Origin of the sequence: Bradyrhizobium elkanii USDA 76, assembly GCF_023278185.1 — a bacterium.
Taxonomy (GTDB): domain Bacteria; phylum Pseudomonadota; class Alphaproteobacteria; order Rhizobiales; family Xanthobacteraceae; genus Bradyrhizobium; species Bradyrhizobium elkanii.
The window spans coordinates 7257717-7277389 of sequence record NZ_CP066356.1; the positions used below are offsets into that span (position 1 = coordinate 7257717).

Here is a 19673-nt window from a genome sequence, read left to right on the forward strand (position 1 = left end):
CTTCGGACATCGCGGGGTGGTCTTGCGGATTTCAGCGACCGCCGGCGTGAGGATAAACGCGCGCTCCATGACATTCCCAGATATCGAGGAGTTCAGACATCCGGCTTGCGCCCTGCAAGAGGTCACCCTGGGGTTTAAGGCGTGGATTTCCGGGCTGCACCTAATTTATCGTAGGTGTCGAATGTCTTCCGTCCGATGCCGTAGGCGACGTGATTTCCCTCGTTTAGACTTTCGACGATGTCTTTTGTCCGGCGCATTAGGGTCTGCTTTGTCTTGCCTACGTCCTTTTCGAACTGGGCGGAAAGAAACTCTTGAGCGTCTAGCCTGGCTCCTTGCTCGATCGATTTCAGGACGTACTGTTTGACGGCTTCGTAGATTTCGGCACGTCGCTTGAATTCCAACTCCGCTTCTTCACGGTCTCTTCCGACATAAGCATCGTAACGGCTCGCGGATGCGGCATAGCCCTCCGCATACGCTTCAGCGATCAGGTCGTGGCGGCCCAGTTCATAAAATGCGAGCAGGCCTTTAATGTATTTGGTTTTGTCGACATTCATAAATGACAAGGGCGCCAAGCCTGCTTTGAGCAGCGGTACGTTGCAGATGACACGTCCGGTGCGCTTGTTCACATCCTCGAAGTACTTGAGGTAGCTAATCATCACCATCAGAAAGAGGCTTCGCTCAAAGGGATCGTCAATGAGAGTCTGCTTCTGCACGATGAGGGTGAGTTGATCCTCGAGGATTTGCGGAATCGCCAAGGGCGTGTAAGCGGAGTTGCCCAGTCCAACGATTCGCCTTCTCACCGTTCCGCGCGCCGCCGGATCGATAAGGCCACGAGAAAGCAAAGAATGGACGTTTCTTATTTCACGAACATCCAATTCAATGTCACCGATGTTGTCGACGAGATAGGTAATCGCCTCCTTGTGATTAAGGATCATCTGAGTTTCATCGGCGGCCTTTCCTTCAGCGGCTTGGCCGTACTCGATGAGCACCTGCGTATCCAAGTATGAGTAGGTGTTTCCTTCCAGGCTGGACGAAGCGTAGGACAGATCGACAAGGAGTTTTTGCACGATAGCGCGCGAATAGGTACTCGCATCAGCTCTCACTCCCCCGCCAGCGGCCAAGAGTTGCTGCGAGACTTCAGGGTCCAACCAGCGCGTTTGATTTGGGACATAGTTCTCAAGGATGGACCGGTCGTAGCTGACGGCCTTTCGGCGCTCCGGCGGAATGCTGAAATATTGATTGTAGTTGTCCGCCTTGTATCGGGTATTTCGCCCCTTCCCCTCGACCAGCACATATCGATCTGCCTGAAGGGCAGATAGGCGCCTGGAGAGGGTTGGCTGGCTTATCGATATTCCGTTCCGCTCCAGGGCAGCGAGAATTCCGGAGGCAGTGTTTGCTCCGGTTTCGATGGCATCAAGGATGGCCTTATCTGTCTCGTTTAGGGTCATGGCCTGAATACAATGCTGAATTGATTGGAGTTGGGCCTAAGGGCCATTTTCGAAGGGCGGACGAGCGCTAAAGCAGCGCTTGAATAGATATGCGAAGCCCCTGAAACTTCTCTTATTTTCTATTTTACGAGCTGAGAGGTCAAAGTCTCTCGAAGGCAATCCTGCATGGAAAGCGAATTGATTAACGATGGGACTTCAACCCTTACGAATGGAACACTGAATAGAGAGGGCCTTTCGTCGCGTGGGCAGGCAGCCCTTCTGCAGTTAAGGCACCCTTGGTTGCGACACAAGCCACAATCAACCTACTCTGCGGTCTGACCGCCGTTCTATCGGCCAGCCGCCCGCCAAGGCGAAAGCGGAAGGGGCCTTGGCGACGCCGCCGGCAGTGCGGTCGAAGCTACGCCGCCAGGGGAGCGAACGTCTCGCGCGAGTTTATCGTCTCGCACCCTCGCACTCCTGTCGAGTTGAGATGAACGTTGCTACGACGACGCCCCTGATTGTCACGATGCAAACTCCGACCTCCGTCCTGTAGCCATGGTGTTGCGCCAGTCTTACGAGTTCGCCCAACTGCCTGGCTTTGGATTCCACATCCGAAATGTTCGATCCGACATTTAGCAGCGACCTCGCGGCTAAATCGTCGGTCCTCGCTTGCACCGAAAGAATATCGATGATCTTCGAGGTTTCGAACCTCGACCTTTCGATGAGATCGGAGCCAATCCTGCTCCTTCCGCCGGCATCGGAAAGGCTGGACGCCTTCGACTTGGCCTCCGCGATCATGCCATCCTCCAGCGGGGAAATCACCGGATCGCTCCTTCCTCCGCGTAGACTTTGGAAACGGTCAAACAGCATCGATCCGTATCCTTGGATCCGACTCAGGGAACTTTTCAAAGACGCACCCAATTTCGTATCGAGCAAAGCCGACGATCTTCTTCCGAGCTCGGACCTCGCGTCCGACGACGACACCACCCCCTTGAGGAAGTCGTCGACGAATTCGACCGCGGCCGCTCTTATGCCGTCAGTCAGGAAATCGTCGCTCATCGCCTTCAATATTTCGTCGATCACCTTGCCGGAGACAGTTTCTTTCACTAGCTCCGATATTGCTGGTTCGATGACCTCGGGGACCTTCGCGGCGTCGAGTGCAGTCGAGAGCAACTCTCGGATCGCACGCTGCCGCGATGAGCCGTCGCGTGGTCGTTTGAGGTCGTCCTCTGGAGGGGCCATTCCGCGCGTTGCCGCCCCCCGAGGTGCCTCAAGAGCGGATCCGAGCTCGGCCAACTTGGACGAACTTGCCGCCGGCGGCACGTTCAGCATGTCGCCCGACTGAACGTGTCCCTCGAACTTGGCTGCGTTCGCGGCCGTTCTTACCGCTATGCGCTCGTTCAGCCGCTCATCGGAATTCAGGACCCTGGCCTTGAGTTCGGCGTCCCAGATACCCGAACCGGCAGGCGGGGCCGGCGGGCGTGGTCCCGCGGGAGCGCCTGCGGGTCGCGGCCCACCCCAATCCCCGGGCGGCGGCGAAGTCCGGAAAAGATGGTCGTCCTGCTGGGTCGCCCTATCCAGCATGACCTTCGCGAACTGTATGGACACGCGGACAACGGCTCGTTTGTATGAATTGTCGATAGCATCGTGAGCCGACCGAAGTTCGACCCGCAGGGCGTTCAAGCCGCTAGGCGCAGAACCGTAGAAGGAGAACAGCAGGACCGCGACGAAGAAGGCGCCGACGACGTCTATGCCCTTCGATGCCATCTTCGAAAGTCGAGCCACCCTTGAGGAGAGAAGTGGGAAGAAGAGCAGGTTGAAACCAAGAACGAATATGATCGCAAGGCGCGCCTTCAGAGCGAAGGATTCAACGCATTCAATGATGTGTCCAGCCTCGAGGCCATTGTACCAAGCAAGCACGGTGCTCAGCCGCGGTGAGAACTCCGTCAGGAAAAGAAAGAAGCCGATCTGCAGCAACAGGAAACATGTCGAAACGGCGCCGGTGACCATGCAGTAAGTGGTGAGTTTCGAACCGACCTCGGCGAGAACCGCGTTGCCGCTGTGCCTTCGGCAGACCGAGCGGACCGCAAACACGGAGATCGCTGAGACGATCAACACCCCCAACGGCAATAATCCAACGAAAGAAAAACCCGCAACAAACGCAAGCCAAGCGGGGATCAGGATCGCTGGAAGAACGAACAGCTGCGAGAATTCACGCAGACGAGTTGAAACGCTCAAGTCCGCACCCTCCGCTCGGCAGGCCGCTCTGTTGATTTTGAAGTTCTGCTAGCGCGTCAATGAGACCCCTTCTTATCCAAGCGAATTCCTTCAAGCTCAGCCGCAGCGTTGCTCAGGTTCTGCGCGGACCTGGTCTCAAAGGCTAAGCAAGGCCAGAAAATTCGGCGCAGGACATTGTCGCACGCGACCGCTTGAGTGTGCGCGCGCGGCGCGACGAGCTATCGACAACACTTGGAGCCGGCAGCAATCCTTCAAAATATACCTTTAAGTTGTAGCACACCTAAGCGAATTTTGGAGCGGCATTGCAGGTCCGATATTGCTCCAGCTCGAAATTATTTCTGTACGGAACGGACGCTGGCTAGATGTGTCACTCACCTACAATCTCGACGAAGTCGCGCATTTGCGACTGACGCCGAGCTGCAAAACCAGGCAGCGGCGAGGATACCGGTGTGGCCTTCGACTCTGCAAGCTCACGCTTTCCGCGAAGCTCTTCACGGACTTGCCGTCGAAAACGTCATGTTGAACGTCTCGGGCGATTGACAGGATCACGTTACTCGACGTCCGCCTAGGCCGCCCGCGACGGCCTGAACCACCAGGACCACGCTCGCAGGCGCCCCAGATCATGGGCCGCGTATCATCTGAGAGCCCCGTAGAACCCCGGTGCCGTACCCCTATAACTGTGAGCTTGTCCGATAGGATTATTGACATCGCTTAGCATTTTTTTGATACAATCCCGAGATGTAGAGCGCCGCGGACACCAACCGACAGAAAGCCGGTGGTGCACCACGCAGTAAGTGGGGGAGCGCGCGAAGAGCGTGCTGATACGGGAACGATGAACGTAGAGGGAAGGCGTTTTCTGCGGTGCCTAGCGAATGGCCGCCTTCGCGTCGCGAGACTGCCCCTCGCGATCATGTTCGCTTCCGCTCTAAGCTTGAACTGACATGCTCCGCGTTCTCCAGCTGTCGGAGGAGCGGTCGACAAGTTCGACTGCCTCCTCCACCCCCGACCGTTACGCATCCGCTTATCGTCGGGATGCAGGCGTAATCTATCTGGATGCGAATGCGACCACGCCCCCGTTGCCAACCGTAGTCGATGCAGTTTCGCACGCCATGCGATCAATTGTCGGGAATCCGGCAAGCGCCCATGCGAGCGGGGCCTCGGCCCGAAGAGCGATTGAACAAGTTCGCGACGACGTTGCTGAGTTGGTCGGCGTCCCAATGCCCGAATCTGTGTTCTTCGTTTCCGGTGGAACCGAAGCAAACAACACAGTTATAAGCTCCTTCGTCCGACAGTATCCATCGGTGACGTTCCTTGTCGCGCCCGTAGAGCATTCGTCGATCATCGAACCCTTGCTCAACTGGTGTCCGGACCGGATTTCCTGGCTCGCGGTGGATTCTTGCGGGCGAATTGATCCCCACAGTGCACAGCAAAAGGCGCCGCAAGCTGGCGGGCCGGTTGTCGCGCTGCTCCAGGGTGCGAACAGTGAAACTGGCGTTATTCAGCCTGTCGCAGAAATTGCCGAAGCCATCCGATCGGTTCGGCAAGACGCGTTCATCCATCTCGACGCCGCCCAGGCCGTAGGGCGCATCCGAACCGATGGATGGTCGTCGTCAGTGGATTCGATCAGCTTTTCAGGTCACAAAATTCACGGTCCCCACGGCACCGGAGCGCTAGTAGTCAACGAACACACATCTCTCCGCCCCTTCATCCTAGGTGGTGGTCAAGAGCACGGCTTTCGCTCGGGAACACCAAATGTCTCGGGCATTGTCGGTTTGGGAATTGCGGCGCGCGAACGCATCAAGTCGTTCGAAGAAGCCAACGGCCATATGCTCAAGTTGCGGACGAAATTCGAAGAAGCCGTCACTTGCGCTCTGGGGCAAAGCGTGCGGATCAACGGTGCAGAAGCATTGCGAGTTTCGAACACCTCAAACCTCCAATTCTGTTCTATCGACGGAATGCAGCTGCTTGCCCACCTGGATGCGGCCGGTGTCATGGCCTCTCAAGGTTCTGCGTGTTCGAGCGGCCGCCCCGAGCCATCTCGTGTACTCCGAGCTATGGGTCTCAGTGAAGGCCAGGCGTTTTCGAGCCTGCGTTTTTCCTTCTCAGTTCTCAATACCGAAGAGGATGCCGTCGTAGCGGCCGACATCATCGCCTCCGTCGTCAAGAGGCTCACCCAATGAGATCAACAAAGGCTTCTGCCTTGCAACGCTTCGAGTTTGGGCGCCACGAAACTTTCGCGATCCGTCATGGTTGGCTCAGCAAGGGTCTTGTCCGGGTCCGGGACAGCGCAGGTGGCTTTCAGGCGGATATCGAGACTGCCGACGAGCTAGGTCTCGGCAGCAAAATGGTCAAATCGCTTTCGTATTGGCTCGAAGCGTCCGGCGTCGCATCGGTCGCCCCGCATACGCGCCCGCGCCAACTGTCCATCTCCAGAGTAGGCGGCGTCATCGCCGAACGCGATCCATTCTTCGAGTTTCCGGTATCGTGGTGGTTTGTACACCTTGCCTTGGCCAACCGAGACAACTCCATCTTTGGCTGGTTTTTCAACGACTATCCGCAGCGCACCTTTGATCGCCTCGATTGCGTGGATGCGTATCAACGCTATCTACGCGAGCGGGCAACGAAGCCGCCCAGCGTCGAGATGGTTCAGCGAGACGTCTCGTGTCTCCTGGCCAGCTATGCGGACGAGCCTGGCAAGCTCCAAGATCCAGAGGACGGCACCATCTGTCCCCTCACTGATCTCGGACTACTTGCGTATCACAGCGACACACGTCGCTTCGAGCGGATTGCCCCTCACGATGGCGTTTCGCCCGAGATTCTGCTGGCATGCGCTTCGAAACTAGGACTGGCATCAGGTCTGGAAGCGGTCAGCATCAGCGAACTTGCGACTTGGCGGCACGGTCCCGGACGCATCTTCCAAATGGCATCCGAATTGATCGACGAAGCTGCTGCCGAAGCCGCTCGCGCATACGCGCGATCGGGCGTGACCTTCGACCGCCTCGGTGGGGAGCGCCGTCTGCGAGCCGCTCACAAGCCACCGGAATTCTGGCTTGCCCATCATTACGACCGGATCGGAGCTTCGGCATGAAGGCGCCAAGTTTCTTTCGCGCGGTCAATCTGCGGGCCGACCTCGATCACCCCGACCGGCTGAGCCATTATCACCCAACAACGCGCTCAGTCGCCGTCGTCGATGCTGTTCTTCGCAACGATGCTTCTATTGTGATCGCCGCCTACGGCAGCGGCAAGTCTTTAGCGGCCGGTATAGGCGCCTTGCTGGTCCGCAACGATGCGGGCGCCAAGGATGCCTTACAGCCGGTCATCCGCCGGATGAAGCCGGTAGCTCCGAAATTGTACGCGAAGGCAAAGGATCGGGTTGCGTCCCGATCAAAGGGACTGATCGTCAACCTTGCCGGCTTTGCATCGGATGTGGTCGATGCGATGGCAACCGCCGTCGGTGCCCCAAAGCGCATCAAAGAGCTCGACCGCCTTCTGACCTGGATAACTGAGGAGGTCCGCACCGATCACGTCGCCATCATATGGGACGAATTCGGTAGACACTTGGAAGGCCTCGCGGCCGAGGGACGTGCCCGCGACCTCGATCAGGTCCAGCGCCTTGCCGAATGGACGTCTCGAGCCAAGAAGCCGACCTCAAGTCTAACGCTTCTCCTGCATCAGAATTTGTCGGCGTATGCTGGCCGGCTGAACCAGACTTCTCGGAACGAGTGGAAAAAGATCGAGGGCCGCTTCCGGCAGCTCAGGTTCGTCGAGGATAGCAAGGAGCTCTATTCGCTTGTGGCTGCGGCGGCCGCGCAAAGACGTGCCCGCAACGTCGCATCGCTGCCGGCCTCGACCCTTGCATCGGTGTCCAGGGCCGCCGTCCAGCATAATTGGTTCGATGGACCGCGTCTGACAAATGAGATCGTCGAATTATTGAGGGTCGCCTATCCCATCTCGGCCGGTGCATTGCAGGTCCTGCCGCAGGTTGTCGCTCGGATCGGTCAGAACGAACGCAGCATCTTTTCTTTCCTGCAAGCGATGGACCTGTCGAAGCCCGTCGGAGTGGAAGAAGTTTATCGCTTCTTCTCGCAATTCATGCGTACGGATACTGGGCCTGGTGGCTCGCAGCGACGCTGGTTGGAGACCGAGAGCGCTCGGGCCAAGGCTGAAAGCGATATTGAACGCGAGCTGCTGGCGGCCGCGTGTCTTTTCCAGCTTGGCGCCAGCGGGGAGCGTCGCCGTTTGACGAAAGCCGCACTGATCACGGCCGTGGTATCGCGCGGCATCTCGATCAGCCAGGTCAGCTCAGGTCTCGAAAAGCTTCTCGAACGGCGACTCCTGATCTATCGGGAGAGGAATGACGACGTATCACTCTGGCACGGTATCGATGTCGACATCCCCGCTCGCGTAGCTGAGGAATGCGCCCGCCGCGAGGATCAGTTTGATCTCGTCTCTTTCCTCAATGCACGGCATCCGGCACCGATATTGCGCGCTCCTCGGCATAACGCACGGTTTGGGACCTCCCGTTACCTGGCTGGTCGTTATGTTATGCCCTCCCAGGTTCGCCAGCCAATGGAGACTAACGGGGGCAGCGCGTGGGGATCCGTCGATTTCGTCCTCGCCGACGCGGCAGACGGTATCGAGGAAGCGAAATCGGCAGCGGCAAGTTCGGATCCTCAATATCGCCGTCTAATCGTGATTCCCCGTAAGCCTCTCGCAATTACCGAGGCGGCCCTCGAGCTTGCGGCGCTAGAGGCGCTGAGGGAAGATGAGGAATTCCTCTCTCGTGATCCGCTTGTAAGGCCGGAGCTCGACGAACTGCTCGCGCTAGCGCGGCGGCAGTTGGCATCGACACTCCATAAACTCACCAGCGATCGCGCAGGAGGTGCCGACTGGCATCTCGGCGGACGCCAAATCCAGATCACGATGGATCGGCCGGCGTCGGTAGCGGCGTCCGATCTTCTCGACGCCTGGTATCCCGACACTCCGCGCATGATCAATGACCAATTGATGAGGCAGCGCGTCTCTCGTCAAATGAGCACCGCGCGGGTCCGGATTCTCATGCGGTCCATGGAACGGACACATGAACCGCGTCTTGGTTACGCCGAGCAGGATGCGTCAGTCGAAGCATCGGTCTACCGTACGGTCCTCGAGCGCACTGGCCTTCATCGCCCGCTCGATGATCGCTGGGGCTTCGCCAGCCCAAGTCAGCTCGGTGACCCGGGTCTCCAACGCGCCTGGTCCATCGTCCAGCGATATTTCAGCACGGTAGGTGGCCCCCGGCCGCTATCGGAGCTTGTCTCTGAACTTTCCTCTCCACCAATCGGCCTACCGCTCGGCGTTATCCCGATCCTCGTCATGGCAGGATACCGCGCCTTTGCGAAGGTCGTCTCTCTCCGGTCCGAAGGATCCTACGTACAGGACATCCTGGGCTTCGAAGCCAGCAAGATGTTCATCGAACCTGAGCGGCACACGATTGAGGTGCATGACGGGCAAGAGCGGACTCTGTCATACTTGTCCGAGCTGGCCTATGTGCTTACGCACGAGAGGCCGGCCGAGACCGACGAAAGGCTGCGCTTCGCTTACGACGCTTTCGTACGCTGGCGGGCAGCGCTACCGGAGGGTGCGCGACACTCGGTGCGACTGTCCCCGATGACGCAACGGTTTTTGCGCGAGATCAATCAAGAGGAGGATCCCGCCCGCCTCTTCCTTGAAATCATGCCGGGGATGTTCGGTAAGGATCATGGACTTGACGGCGTGGTCGAGTCAATAGAGCGCGTCCGCAACGAAATCGACTCGATATTGGACGGATATCTAGAAGAGGCGGTGCGCATCATCGGCTCGACCTTCCGAATCAACGCCGCCGATGATGCGTTATCGTCGTTGCAAGCCTGGCTCTCCTGTCTCGACGTGGGCATGCTTATGAAGCGGGACGATCTCCGCATGACGGATCGAGCCATCCTTCGCACCGCATATGACACAACGAATGGGCGCTACACGCCGCAGAGCCTCGCACGCAGCGTTAGCTCTATTCTCCTGCAGCGTGGCTTCGAACAATGGCAGGATTCGACGGCCGGGCAGTTCGCGCTGCTGGTCCGCGAATGTCGCGCAAGGATCGAAGACACCGCATTGGCGTCGGAAATTCCTGACGAGCGGCTCGCCCCCATTGTCAGGAACAGGATCGTCGAACTCGAAGGTGTGCTCGCGCGAATAGGACATCGAGAGCCACGTCAGATCGCAAAGTTTGGAGCACGATCGTGAACATAACACCGACACGCTTTCACGATGCCATCCTCGATACGTCCCGACGTCACATCGTTCCCCTATCTGGCGGAAAAGACTCGACCGCCCTGGCGATCTATCTTGCTCAGAACTTTCCGCTGGTCGATTTCGAGTTCGCATTCTGCGATACAGGTGCGGAGCTTCCGGAGACCTACGAATATCTGGACCGCCTGGAACACGTGCTCGGTCGACCGATCCGACGCATCTCGGCTCTCGCGTTGTTGCAACTGAAGGAGAAGCCGGGTCGAACTGCATTCGACGTAATCTTGTACGAGCACTTTGCCGGCTTCTTACCGAGTGCGCGGACGCGCTGGTGCACCCGGATGCTCAAGATCCATCCCTACGAGCAATATATCGGCTCTGAACCGGCTTATTCTTACATAGCGATACGATCGGATGAAAATCGAGCTGGTTACACGGGCAATGGTAAGCCCGTCCTGCTGTCGGAGCAGCCCAATATCGTTCCGGTCTATCCCTTCAAGGATTGCGGCCTTCGGCTGGCCGATGTCCAGCGGCTGCTGGACGACAGCGGCCTGGGCGCCCCCCAATATTACGAATGGCGAAGCCGTTCCGGTTGTTATTTCTGCTTCTATCAGCAAATCGGTGAATGGCAGGGCTTGAAGGAACGACACCCCGACCTGTTTGAGAAGGCTAAGGAATACGAACAGACTAGTAGCAGCCGCAATTACACCTGGGTGGACGGCCGCTCGTTAGCCGAACTCGAGACGCTGCCTCGTCGACCAATGAAGCCGAAGGCTGACCACGCTGGCTGTGCAATCTGTCATCTCTGAGGCCGTCATGTCGTCCAGATTTATCGATTTTCTTTCTCAGTACGGTCCGAGCGCAGCGACCGACGCACTCGTCGATGAGCACGCCCCAGTCCTCGTCGAAGAGTTCGGCATCAGCTGTCCCATCGAAATTCCTCCTCCGCGCATGAAGGAAATCTCGGCTGCGCTTCTCGGCGCCGAGCCTCGAAGCGTCTTTCTTACTGGCACTGCCGGCGACGGCAAAACATTCCACCTCCGCAAGTTCCTTCTCGAACTTGTGGGCAGCGACGCGGAAACGTCCACGATCTGGACGAACGCCTCCAACAGTGGGGGAATCATAGAGCGCGACCTGCCGTCAGGCCGAAAGCTGCGGATCATTCGGGACGTGAGCGCTCTACCGGCAGGCGAGAAAATCGCCCAGGTTCGGGCCGCAGCGAATTCCATCCGATCCGCTCAGCCGGAGACCATCTTCCTCGTAGCAGCAAACGACGGCCAGCTCCTTGACTCCTTCTTCGCTGCTGGATCGGACGATGAGGCTGGAAGCCTTTGCCGCAAGATCTATCAAGAAATGATCCGGATGATGCGGACGGGTCAGGAGACCCCCAAACCCGACTTCGCATTTTCCATGTTCAACTTGAGCCACACGCTCGATGACGCTTCGTTAGATGCATTGCTCGATACCATACTTGGGCATCCGGACTGGGAAAGCGGATGTTCCAGTTGTCCGCGCGCCGCAGAAGTCGTGAACCCCTGCCCAATCAGGTACAACCGTTCTTTGCTCATCGGCTCCGATGGTAGCGAGTCTTTCCGCACACGAATAAAGACGCTGGTCCGTCTCGCCGCGGCCAACGATCAGCACATCCCTATCCGCTATTTGCTAATGCTCATTGTCAATGTTCTACTCGGATCTTCTCAGAAGCCGGGACGGCCTCTTCTGAACTGCGCTACGATTATCAAGGCGAAGACTCCACTCTATCGATTCACGAATCCGTACAACAACGCCTGCGGCGTGAACATTCGAGATCCTGAGAAGCGGCGCAAGAATCCATTCTTCGCGATGGTGGCATCTCTCGGCATCGGCATGGAGACCGACAACGAGATCGATGCGCTTCTGTTGGCAAGACATACGGACAATCCGGCAAGAAAGTCGTTGTTCGAGAAGGACACGATCTATGGAGATCGCATCTTTGATGGCCCGCTCGACCACTATGCAAAACGCGGCTCCGAGCGTCAGGATGCACAGGAAGCCAAGGATCTCCGTGAGGCACTACAAACGCAGCGCCGTCGGCTATTCTTCAAACTCGGCGACGAGGGCTCTTCGGGAACCGGCATATCCCCTTGGAGATTGACGGTATTCCGCCATGCTGGAGAGTACGAGCAGATCTGCACAGCCTTGAAGTCCGGAAATGCTTCAGGCGAAGCGCTGCGTCAGATCGTGCTCGGTATCAATAGAACACTGACCGGACTGATGGCCAGCGACGGCGAGAAGCTCTGGTTGACCGGCGTCGTCGGCCGTGCGGACGGTACCGGTGGACGCCTAGCGATGGGGGAACCTTTGGGAGCCGTCGCCAGTAGCTGGGCTCGTGTCCAGCTACAGTTTGATGCGGACCGTTCTTGCCCTGCGCTTGTCGCCGCCGAAAAGGGCATTTCAAGAGAGCTGCCCCGCCTAACGATTACACCCCTACTCTTCGAGTATCTCAAGCGAGTGGCCGGCGGATCTCTGCCGTCGAGCTTCTCCAGACAATGTCATCAAGAAATTCGCCATTTCGCTGTGCGGCTGGCATCCGCGCTGTACGGTCACGCGGACCAAGAGACAACGGTAATTCGAATGGTCGATCTGGATGCCGTGGGCCGTCTTCACGAAAACATTCTCGAGATCGGAACTTAAAATATGCCGATTCAAGACAAGGATAAGGTTTTGCTAAGCGCCAGAGCGCTTAAGCTCCCGCGTCAGCTCGACCTTCGCAACGTCAAGAACTGGCCTGAATATGCGATTTGGGGGCTTGCACTGCATCAAGAGCAACTTCCTTGGTTTACGTTGGTCGAATTTATACAGATTTGTGCCGACAAGCACAGGAAGCGACCGGTTGCGGCCTCCGAGAATCCGATCTTTGACATTTCAACCGCCACCCGCGCAGTCGATCCGATCCATGAGGAATTTGGATACACAATCCGCGCGAACATGCTGTTGCGTCATCTTGTGTTCAGAGACGAGGAGATTGATCGGCTCAGGAAGGATCGAGGCCCGATGGCCGACGACGACGCGATGTGGTCGGCGTGGTTGGGAAAGACCAATGAGGACGTCGCGCAACACGTTCCAGATGGTTATGTCAACAAAGTACGCAGAGCTCTCGGTCCCGAATTTGAGAAATTCGCGACAGCGGTCGAGCTTCTGCGAGGCGCGGAAGTCGAAGCAGGTAGTCGCCGGCGCATTACCTCGCGACATCTCCTGCCTCTCGGTTCAGCAATGCTCTTCGCCGATGGGGACGTGAAGAAAGACGGTCAGCTGGAGTACGACCGTCGATTCATGCGTCGTACCGGCGAGTTGGTCTGGCTGATGGTCAACCGCTCCTCAATGCGAGAGCAGCTAGGCGACACGATTGAGAGCCGGTTCTTCCACAGCAACGACGTCCTGAACCGCGCGGCAACCATATTGGCTGCAGACGAAGACTCGGTGCAAGACGGAACGCCAGGAAACTGTCGCTGCGTCGGCTATCTACCCATCGCAAAAATGCAAGTGTACGAGGACCTGGCCCACGACCTGGCCAGGGTGCTCGGGATGAAGGACCTTCATTTGTCAATCTGCCTCGATGCGGCGATGCGGCTGATTGGTTTCCACCTCATCAGATACATGTTGCAGCGTGCGGTCGACGTCGCTGGCGAAGCGGCGCACTCCCCCTTCCTTCTCGATATGATTGGAACAAATAGCCCACACATCGTACGTCGCTCGAAAGAACACTTCATGGCGCACAGGCAACTGCCGGAACGAGCCATCGAGCGGTTCTTTGCCGATTTTGAAACCTCGGATGAATGGAAGACGGTCGGCACCAAGAACCTTGCGATTAGCGCAGCGCAAAGCCTTATCTTGGAACGGTTCGGCTACAAGACCTCAATCGACGAGATTCATACGCAATTGTCTTCGGCGCGGCAAAGCGCCGTCGATTCCGCCTTGTCCTCAATCGGAGCCATCCTGCCTGCTTACGGGAGCCGCATAGGTCTGCTTACATCGCGGCGCGGTTTTGGCACTTGGTACGGCCCGAACGATCAGTTCCTCGAAGCGCTCGTTCTCGCCAACGTCTCGAGGCCGATGGAATTTCAAAAATTCCTTCGCCGCCTGTTTAACCGGTATCGTATCGTTGTTGGACGCCATGAAGCGCTGGATCCGCTTGCATATGGCACGGTGCCAGCTCCAGTTCAGGATCTGGAGAGGAATCAAACTCGGCTTGAAGAACGACTCCGCATGCTCGGATTGCTCGAACGGAAGTCGGACGCCATTGCCTTCGTGATCAACCCTTACGTTACGGAGCGCACGCATGTCGCAGCTTGATGCCTGCTCGCTCGTCGCACAGGTTGCCGCTCAACGCGTTGAAGAGATGGTCTCCGACAACGGAAATGGAGTCCGATCTCTTCTGGCACTAGTCGGATTTCCGAACGAGCAAACTGACGCTATCGGAACCCTGTTGAAAGGCCGGCACTCGACCTATGAGATCGTTGTGAACGAGGTTGGAAGCAATGCCGTTGCCTATCGCAACAAGCGCCGTCCGGGTTCCGAGGCTACAATCATCTCAATTCCCCTGGACGAGCTCGCGAGCGTCGAGCAGAGCCTCGGTCACGTCACCGTAGTTGGCGAGCCGGCTCTTCTCGCGCCATCGGAAGCGGCTGCATGGGCTTCGATTGCCCTGCACTCTCACACCGTTAATCCCAGCGAAGAAATACTCTCTCAACTTCGGAATGTGATCGAAGGTCTGCTTAAATCGGAGGTCGCCAATTCCGCGACAATGGTAGGCTCATTCGTTAGTGAGGTAGTAAACCTTCACGCAGGCCGAAGCGGACTGCCTATTGCGGATGCCGTACGTCAGAGCATGTACTTGTTGCAGCTCGTTGCGCCTCCATTGGACGGCAAGTCCAAGAGCATCGTTGCCAGCGCAAACGAAGCAAAGCGATATTTCGTTCGAGCTCGGACAGAATTCCGTCCTTACCTCGATCTCCAGACGCCGGACGGAAAGAACGTCGGCCGTGACAACGTGTTGAAGCGCATCGAGGAGGACGCAGCAGCAAGACCTACCGATCTCGACGCAGATATGGTTAGAGACGCCGTTCGAACCCTCGTGCAGGACCGGAGCATACGCGCGGACGTTTGGTCCGCGGCGAAGGAGACGGTCGCACAGTTCCCTTGGGAGCAACTGGAGCCGTATTTCGCCGAGCGTCGGACAAAGCCAACACCTTCTAGGCTGGGTGCCGAGACGCTCGCCTTCTTCGACGACGAATTTCCGGGTGAACTTACGGAAGCTGAAAGAGAACTTATTACTCCACTTAAGTCGGAGACGTCGAAAGCTGCCATCACGGACGAGGTTCGTGATTTCTTTGCCCGCCGCCGCGATCAAATCAAGGACAACCCGTCGCTGATGAAGCGCTGGCAACGTCTCATCTTCCGCAAGGAGATCGAAGATGAAGACCTCCTCGGGGGCCTTCTCAGGCTCGCCGAACGTGTGGCGATCGAAGGGGCCGACGATGACCTCAAGGATCCAGTCCTCCATGTCAAATTGGCCAACAGCGAAAAGAGAAGTTTTTGGACAGAAACACAGAACACAGGCTTGTGTCGCTATCTGCGGGACCGATATCGAGGCCTCAAGGATGCACTTGGTTCAGGTGTTAACCTCGATTTTGGCAAGTGCTGGGATTTCACTCTCCCGTGGGACGACAAAGATCTCGACGTCGTGACGTCGACGTCGAAGACTCACACTGAATTTCAGTTCGAGGGCTTTCTCGTCGAACGAGACCAGATCGGCGGCGACGGCGGAGTCGCCAAGTCGACTCTCAGCCGAGCATCGGCCGGAAAGCTTGTCTGGCAACCTCCGGTACATTCGATCGTTACGGCTTTCTCCGCTGACCTGGACGTGCATGTCCCTTCGCGCAAGGGTAATGTATTCATCATGGAGACGCGCGCCGTAGCCGCGCGCGGCAAAACTGGCAGGAAGGTCGTCGACCTCCGTAATCGGAGCACAATTGTCGGCTCATTCCACACAAGCGACGGAGCTCTTTTCGACCCGGATCGCGATGGAGCCCGGATCGACAAGTGCGTGGAAGCTACCGTCTCGAGATTAAAGGATCTAACGATTCTCACTCCGACGGACGCCGAGGATGTCGCGAACGCTTGGAACAAGTTTGCAGAAGCATACACGTCGGCTCTGACAGACTTTGCATACGGCGCGGGTCTATCATCTACTTTGCTGTTCAAGCAGGCTGACCTCTACGGTGAGTTACTGCAGGTACTCGCGACGAAAGCACGGGCGCCAAGATGCCGAGCAGAACTTTGGAAAGCTATCCTAAGTATCGGAACTGTCCGGGTCACCGCCGATGCAGCCTCAGTGATAGTCACGCCATGGCATCCGCTGCGATTGGCCGAAATGGCCGCGAAGGCAAGACAGTGCGGCAACGCGATCCAGACGATCGTCGCCGACCGGATCCGAAGCGGCATGTCCGATTTTGTGGAGAGGCGCGTCTCAGGATTCGGACAGTCTTACTACGGCGACATCTGCTTCATTGACGATGACAGTGGAGGTGAGCCGACGCTAGGCATCGAAGTCGAGCGGGTTGGCGACTACGGCCTGCTACAATCGCCAGTAGGCGGTGCCGCGGCACTACTCGACGATTCGGCGGAAGACGCCGTTAGAGCATTCGAAGAAGTAAGCGAACGCTATCTGGAACTACGCCCTCACGAGAGAGATCATTTCAGCACCGCCATTTACAACGCCGACTCGACCGAACTTCCTTCTCTTCTAGCTGACGCTCTGGGACAAAAGGTCGCAGGAGAGAACGACTTCCGATGTGAACTAACCATCATGCACGATGATCCCGACCGACTGCGGAGGATCTATCGCGAGCAAAACGAACGTATCGGCAGAGAACTGGCTGGAGCACTGACGACCGAAGCCACCAGGACCTACCTTTCCAGGCTTCGTGTCGGATTTTTGTCGTCAAATCCCTCGTCGGCAGGCGGACGCGCGATCGACGTCAAGCCGCACGACCTGGTACTTCTGCAGGACACCATCTCAAGACTGGCTCGCATCGCATGGCGCCGTCATCCGGAGAATGATGCCGCAAACCCGCCAACGTGGATGGAGCACATTCCCACGGATATCGGTCGACGCAAGCCCTTCCTGCTGGGTGATGATTCGTCATCGGTCTATCTGACGGCCCCGTCCAGCCCTCCCGCAGCCCAGACCTACATCGACCGGATACACGATTTTCTCAAGAGCGACGAATCAAACGGCCATTGGCTGCCGCTTCAGGAAATCAACATCGCCTCACCGGAGGTGAAGGGACTTCTCAATAAGGCGCACCAGGTGGCGAATTGGGTGGTCACGTTCGACCGCATCGCCGATCGGCGTCTATTGCAACAAAGCGAGACGCAAGAGCGGCGCATAATCCGCTACTTCACGGCCCCTGGCTCGGATCACAACGTAATCGTGTCGACGACCGTCGGCGTCGATGAGATTGCCAAGCTCCTTCAGGATCATCTTCAGCCTGTCCTGCCTGGCACGGACCAAGCTGGACGGACGGCGATTGGCCGCTTAATTCAGCGCGAGTCCGCCGATCTGTCTGGCGAAATCGTTATGCGGGCCGTCCAGCTTCCCAATTCTGCCCTCGAATTGATCGGCTTGGTGCTCGCGCGCCGACAAGTGGAACTCCTGCTTGACCAAGACGAGTGCAAAACTTGCTGGTTCTTCGTCGATGAAATAGCGCGCTGGCTCGATCTCAATAACGAACGCTCCGACATCTTGGCGGTCAGTTTCGTGTCGCAAGCCGGTCAGCGCTTTGTGAGGATGCTCGTCATCGAGTCAAAGTACGTAGGTACCGCCGCGTTCGCTCCAGCGATGACGAAATCGAAGCGCCAATTGATCAGCACCTATGACAGTTTGAGGACCAAATTCGTCGATATTGACGAGGTAATGAGCCCGGAGATCTGGCGACATCGGCTCGCTGACATGCTCGTCGAGCACTTCACACCCTTCGAGCATGTCGCTGGCTTCCCCTTCGAGCGCTGGATCGAGGAGGTTCGCAACCCGGCGGGGTTACGAATCGAACTGTCGGGCCACTCGATGATCTTCCAGCACGACGACGGTCTGATCACTCCGGACCAACGGCTTGAAATTGACGATGAGAGGCCACCAGCCGAGCGCCGGCCGCTACTGCAATGGCTTTTTGGAAAACCTCAGATCACGAGCATGCTGCTCGATCTCGCGAGTGCATCTGCCCCTCCGGCAATCGATCATCCGGCCTCCCCGATCACCAAACCAGCAGCAGTGGCGGATACACCGGTTTGCCGTGCCGATGATACCTCCCCGGCACAGATAGCTTCTCGCGCCGACAGCGATGCGCAGAACCCGCCTGCATTGCCCGTCCTGCAAGAGGAGGAGAGGCCGCCCACAACGATCGTCTCCCCGCCAGCGGCGAGTTTGAGCGAGGAACGATCCTCCGACCAACCGATGGTGGACGAGAAGCGAACGGGCAGGCCTGGATGGCTGCCTGAGGTCGAAGCCCTGGCGCTAAAGGTTGCGACAAACACATCTAGCCAAGATGCCCAAGCCAGAGAATGGCTCGATCAGCAGGTAAGTGACTTCCGTCAATCGCTCCAGGCTGAGGGAGCAGCAGTAGAAATTCAAAAGCAATGGTTAACCCCCAACGCTGGCCTGCTGCGGATCAAAGGAAGCAAGTCGCTGACGATCGACAAGCTCGAGAAGCAACGCACCAACCTCAAAACCATTCACGGTCTCGACATTATCCGGATCACTGCCGAGCTTGGATCGATCCTCATCGCCTTCCGTCGCCCCTCCAGAAGAGTGCTGCACCTCGCGGATGCCTGGCTCCGCCGAACGGTCTCGCCCACAGCTCCGGATAGCAACCTGGCGTTCCTGCTAGGTGAGAAGGAGGACGACGGTGAGATGCTCTACATGCCCGTGACGGCGCCCTTCAATGGCCAGCCGCAAGTCGCACCACACACGCTTATCGCCGGATCCACCGGCAGCGGAAAAGGCATTCTTGCCGCCAATCTGATCCTCGACCTCTGCGCTTTCGACTCGCCTGCATCATGCAGGTTCTACTTGATCGATCCCAAGCAGGGCGCCGACTACATGTGGGCCGAGGATTTGCCGCATCTGCAAGAGCGCATCGTCGTTGAAATGGACGAGGCTTCCCGCATTTTCGGATCTCTCGTCACTGAGATGGAAGAACGTTATCGGCGCATCACCTCGAAGAAGTGCAGAAACATCGTCGAGTTCAATCGCGTAGCCGGACCGTCCGAGCAGATGCCTCGCATCTTCGTGTTCCACGACGAGATCTCCGATTGGATGATGGACGATCACTATCGGGACAACGTGACGACAACCGCCGCCCGCCTCGGCAACATGGGGCGAGCCGCAGGCATCCACCTGGTCCTGATGGCGCAGCGCCCGGATGTAACCGTTATGAGCATGCAGCTACGCAACGCTCTCGGAAATCGATTGATCCTGCGCTTAGACGATCAGAAGACATCCGAAATCGCCATGAACGAGAAAGGTGCTGAGCGGCTCCTCGGTCAAGGTCATATGATCGCGAAGCTTCAAGGTTTGAACGAAAACATGTATGTTCAGGTACCCTTCCTCTCGCAGATCGACACGGAAGCATTCGCCGCGACGATCAAGGAGGCGTGGCGCAACAGGGGTTTTGTTGCGCAGATGAGGACCTTCGCCGCCGAGTAGTG

General features: G+C 57.6%; 9 protein-coding genes. 7 read left to right on the forward strand and 2 right to left on the reverse strand.

Going from position 1 to position 19673, the window contains the following annotated elements; all coding sequences use genetic code 11:
- Nucleotides 1-134: 134 nt before the first annotated feature.
- Together JEY66_RS34610 and JEY66_RS34615 are read right to left on the reverse strand one after the other, a co-directional pair.
- Nucleotides 135-1448: a Fic family protein gene (locus JEY66_RS34610; protein WP_018270095.1), complete on the reverse strand. Its 1314-nt coding sequence runs from the start codon at nt 1446-1448 to the stop codon at nt 135-137.
- Between the two features lie 432 nt (nt 1449-1880).
- The gene (locus JEY66_RS34615; RefSeq protein WP_018270094.1) at nt 1881-3551 is read right to left on the reverse strand and encodes a hypothetical protein; all 1671 of its coding nucleotides are present in this window, start codon (nt 3549-3551) and stop codon (nt 1881-1883) included.
- Between the two features lie 1055 nt (nt 3552-4606).
- On the opposite strand from JEY66_RS34615, the gene JEY66_RS34620 reads away from it, so the two are divergent.
- The 7 genes from JEY66_RS34620 to JEY66_RS34650 are packed head-to-tail and all read left to right on the forward strand — an operon-like array spanning nt 4607 to nt 19671.
- Nucleotides 4607-5845, forward strand: a complete 1239-nt coding sequence (locus JEY66_RS34620; RefSeq protein ID WP_080650316.1) for a cysteine desulfurase family protein — start codon at nt 4607-4609, stop codon at nt 5843-5845.
- On the forward strand, nt 5842-6753 hold the full coding sequence (locus JEY66_RS34625) for a DUF4007 family protein (protein WP_018270092.1): 912 nt from the start codon (nt 5842-5844) through the stop codon (nt 6751-6753). Before JEY66_RS34620 ends, JEY66_RS34625 begins: the two co-directional genes overlap by 4 nt.
- On the forward strand, nt 6750-9923 hold the full coding sequence (locus JEY66_RS34630) for a hypothetical protein (protein ID WP_018270091.1): 3174 nt from the start codon (nt 6750-6752) through the stop codon (nt 9921-9923). The genes JEY66_RS34625 and JEY66_RS34630 overlap by 4 nt, the downstream gene beginning before the upstream one ends.
- On the forward strand, nt 9920-10735 hold the full coding sequence (locus JEY66_RS34635; RefSeq protein WP_018270090.1) for a phosphoadenosine phosphosulfate reductase family protein: 816 nt from the start codon (nt 9920-9922) through the stop codon (nt 10733-10735). The genes JEY66_RS34630 and JEY66_RS34635 overlap by 4 nt, the downstream gene beginning before the upstream one ends.
- A gap of 7 nt (nt 10736-10742) precedes the next feature.
- Entirely contained in the window at nt 10743-12599 is a 1857-nt protein-coding gene (locus JEY66_RS34640) for a hypothetical protein (protein ID WP_018270089.1), read from the forward strand.
- A 3-nt stretch (nt 12600-12602) separates the two neighbouring features.
- Nucleotides 12603-14258, forward strand: a complete 1656-nt coding sequence (locus JEY66_RS34645; protein ID WP_018270088.1) for a hypothetical protein — start codon at nt 12603-12605, stop codon at nt 14256-14258.
- Nucleotides 14245-19671 carry an FtsK/SpoIIIE domain-containing protein gene (locus JEY66_RS34650; protein ID WP_018270087.1) on the forward strand — a complete coding sequence of 1809 codons (5427 nt, stop codon included), beginning with the start codon at nt 14245-14247 and terminating at the stop codon, nt 19669-19671. Before JEY66_RS34645 ends, JEY66_RS34650 begins: the two co-directional genes overlap by 14 nt.
- Nucleotides 19672-19673: the final 2 nt, after the last annotated feature.

Bases quoted from the DNA above. Each gene is read 5' to 3' on its own strand.
- JEY66_RS34610 (WP_018270095.1), bottom strand. From the start codon at position 1,448: ATGACCCTAAACGAGACAGATAAGGCCATCCTTGATGCCATCGAAACC.
- JEY66_RS34620 (WP_080650316.1), top strand. From the start codon at position 4,607: ATGCTCCGCGTTCTCCAGCTGTCGGAGGAGCGGTCGACAAGTTCGACT.
- JEY66_RS34625 (WP_018270092.1), top strand. From the start codon at position 5,842: ATGAGATCAACAAAGGCTTCTGCCTTGCAACGCTTCGAGTTTGGGCGC.
- JEY66_RS34630 (WP_018270091.1), top strand. From the start codon at position 6,750: ATGAAGGCGCCAAGTTTCTTTCGCGCGGTCAATCTGCGGGCCGACCTC.
- JEY66_RS34640 (WP_018270089.1), top strand. From the start codon at position 10,743: ATGTCGTCCAGATTTATCGATTTTCTTTCTCAGTACGGTCCGAGCGCA.
- JEY66_RS34645 (WP_018270088.1), top strand. From the start codon at position 12,603: ATGCCGATTCAAGACAAGGATAAGGTTTTGCTAAGCGCCAGAGCGCTT.
- JEY66_RS34650 (WP_018270087.1), top strand. From the start codon at position 14,245: ATGTCGCAGCTTGATGCCTGCTCGCTCGTCGCACAGGTTGCCGCTCAA.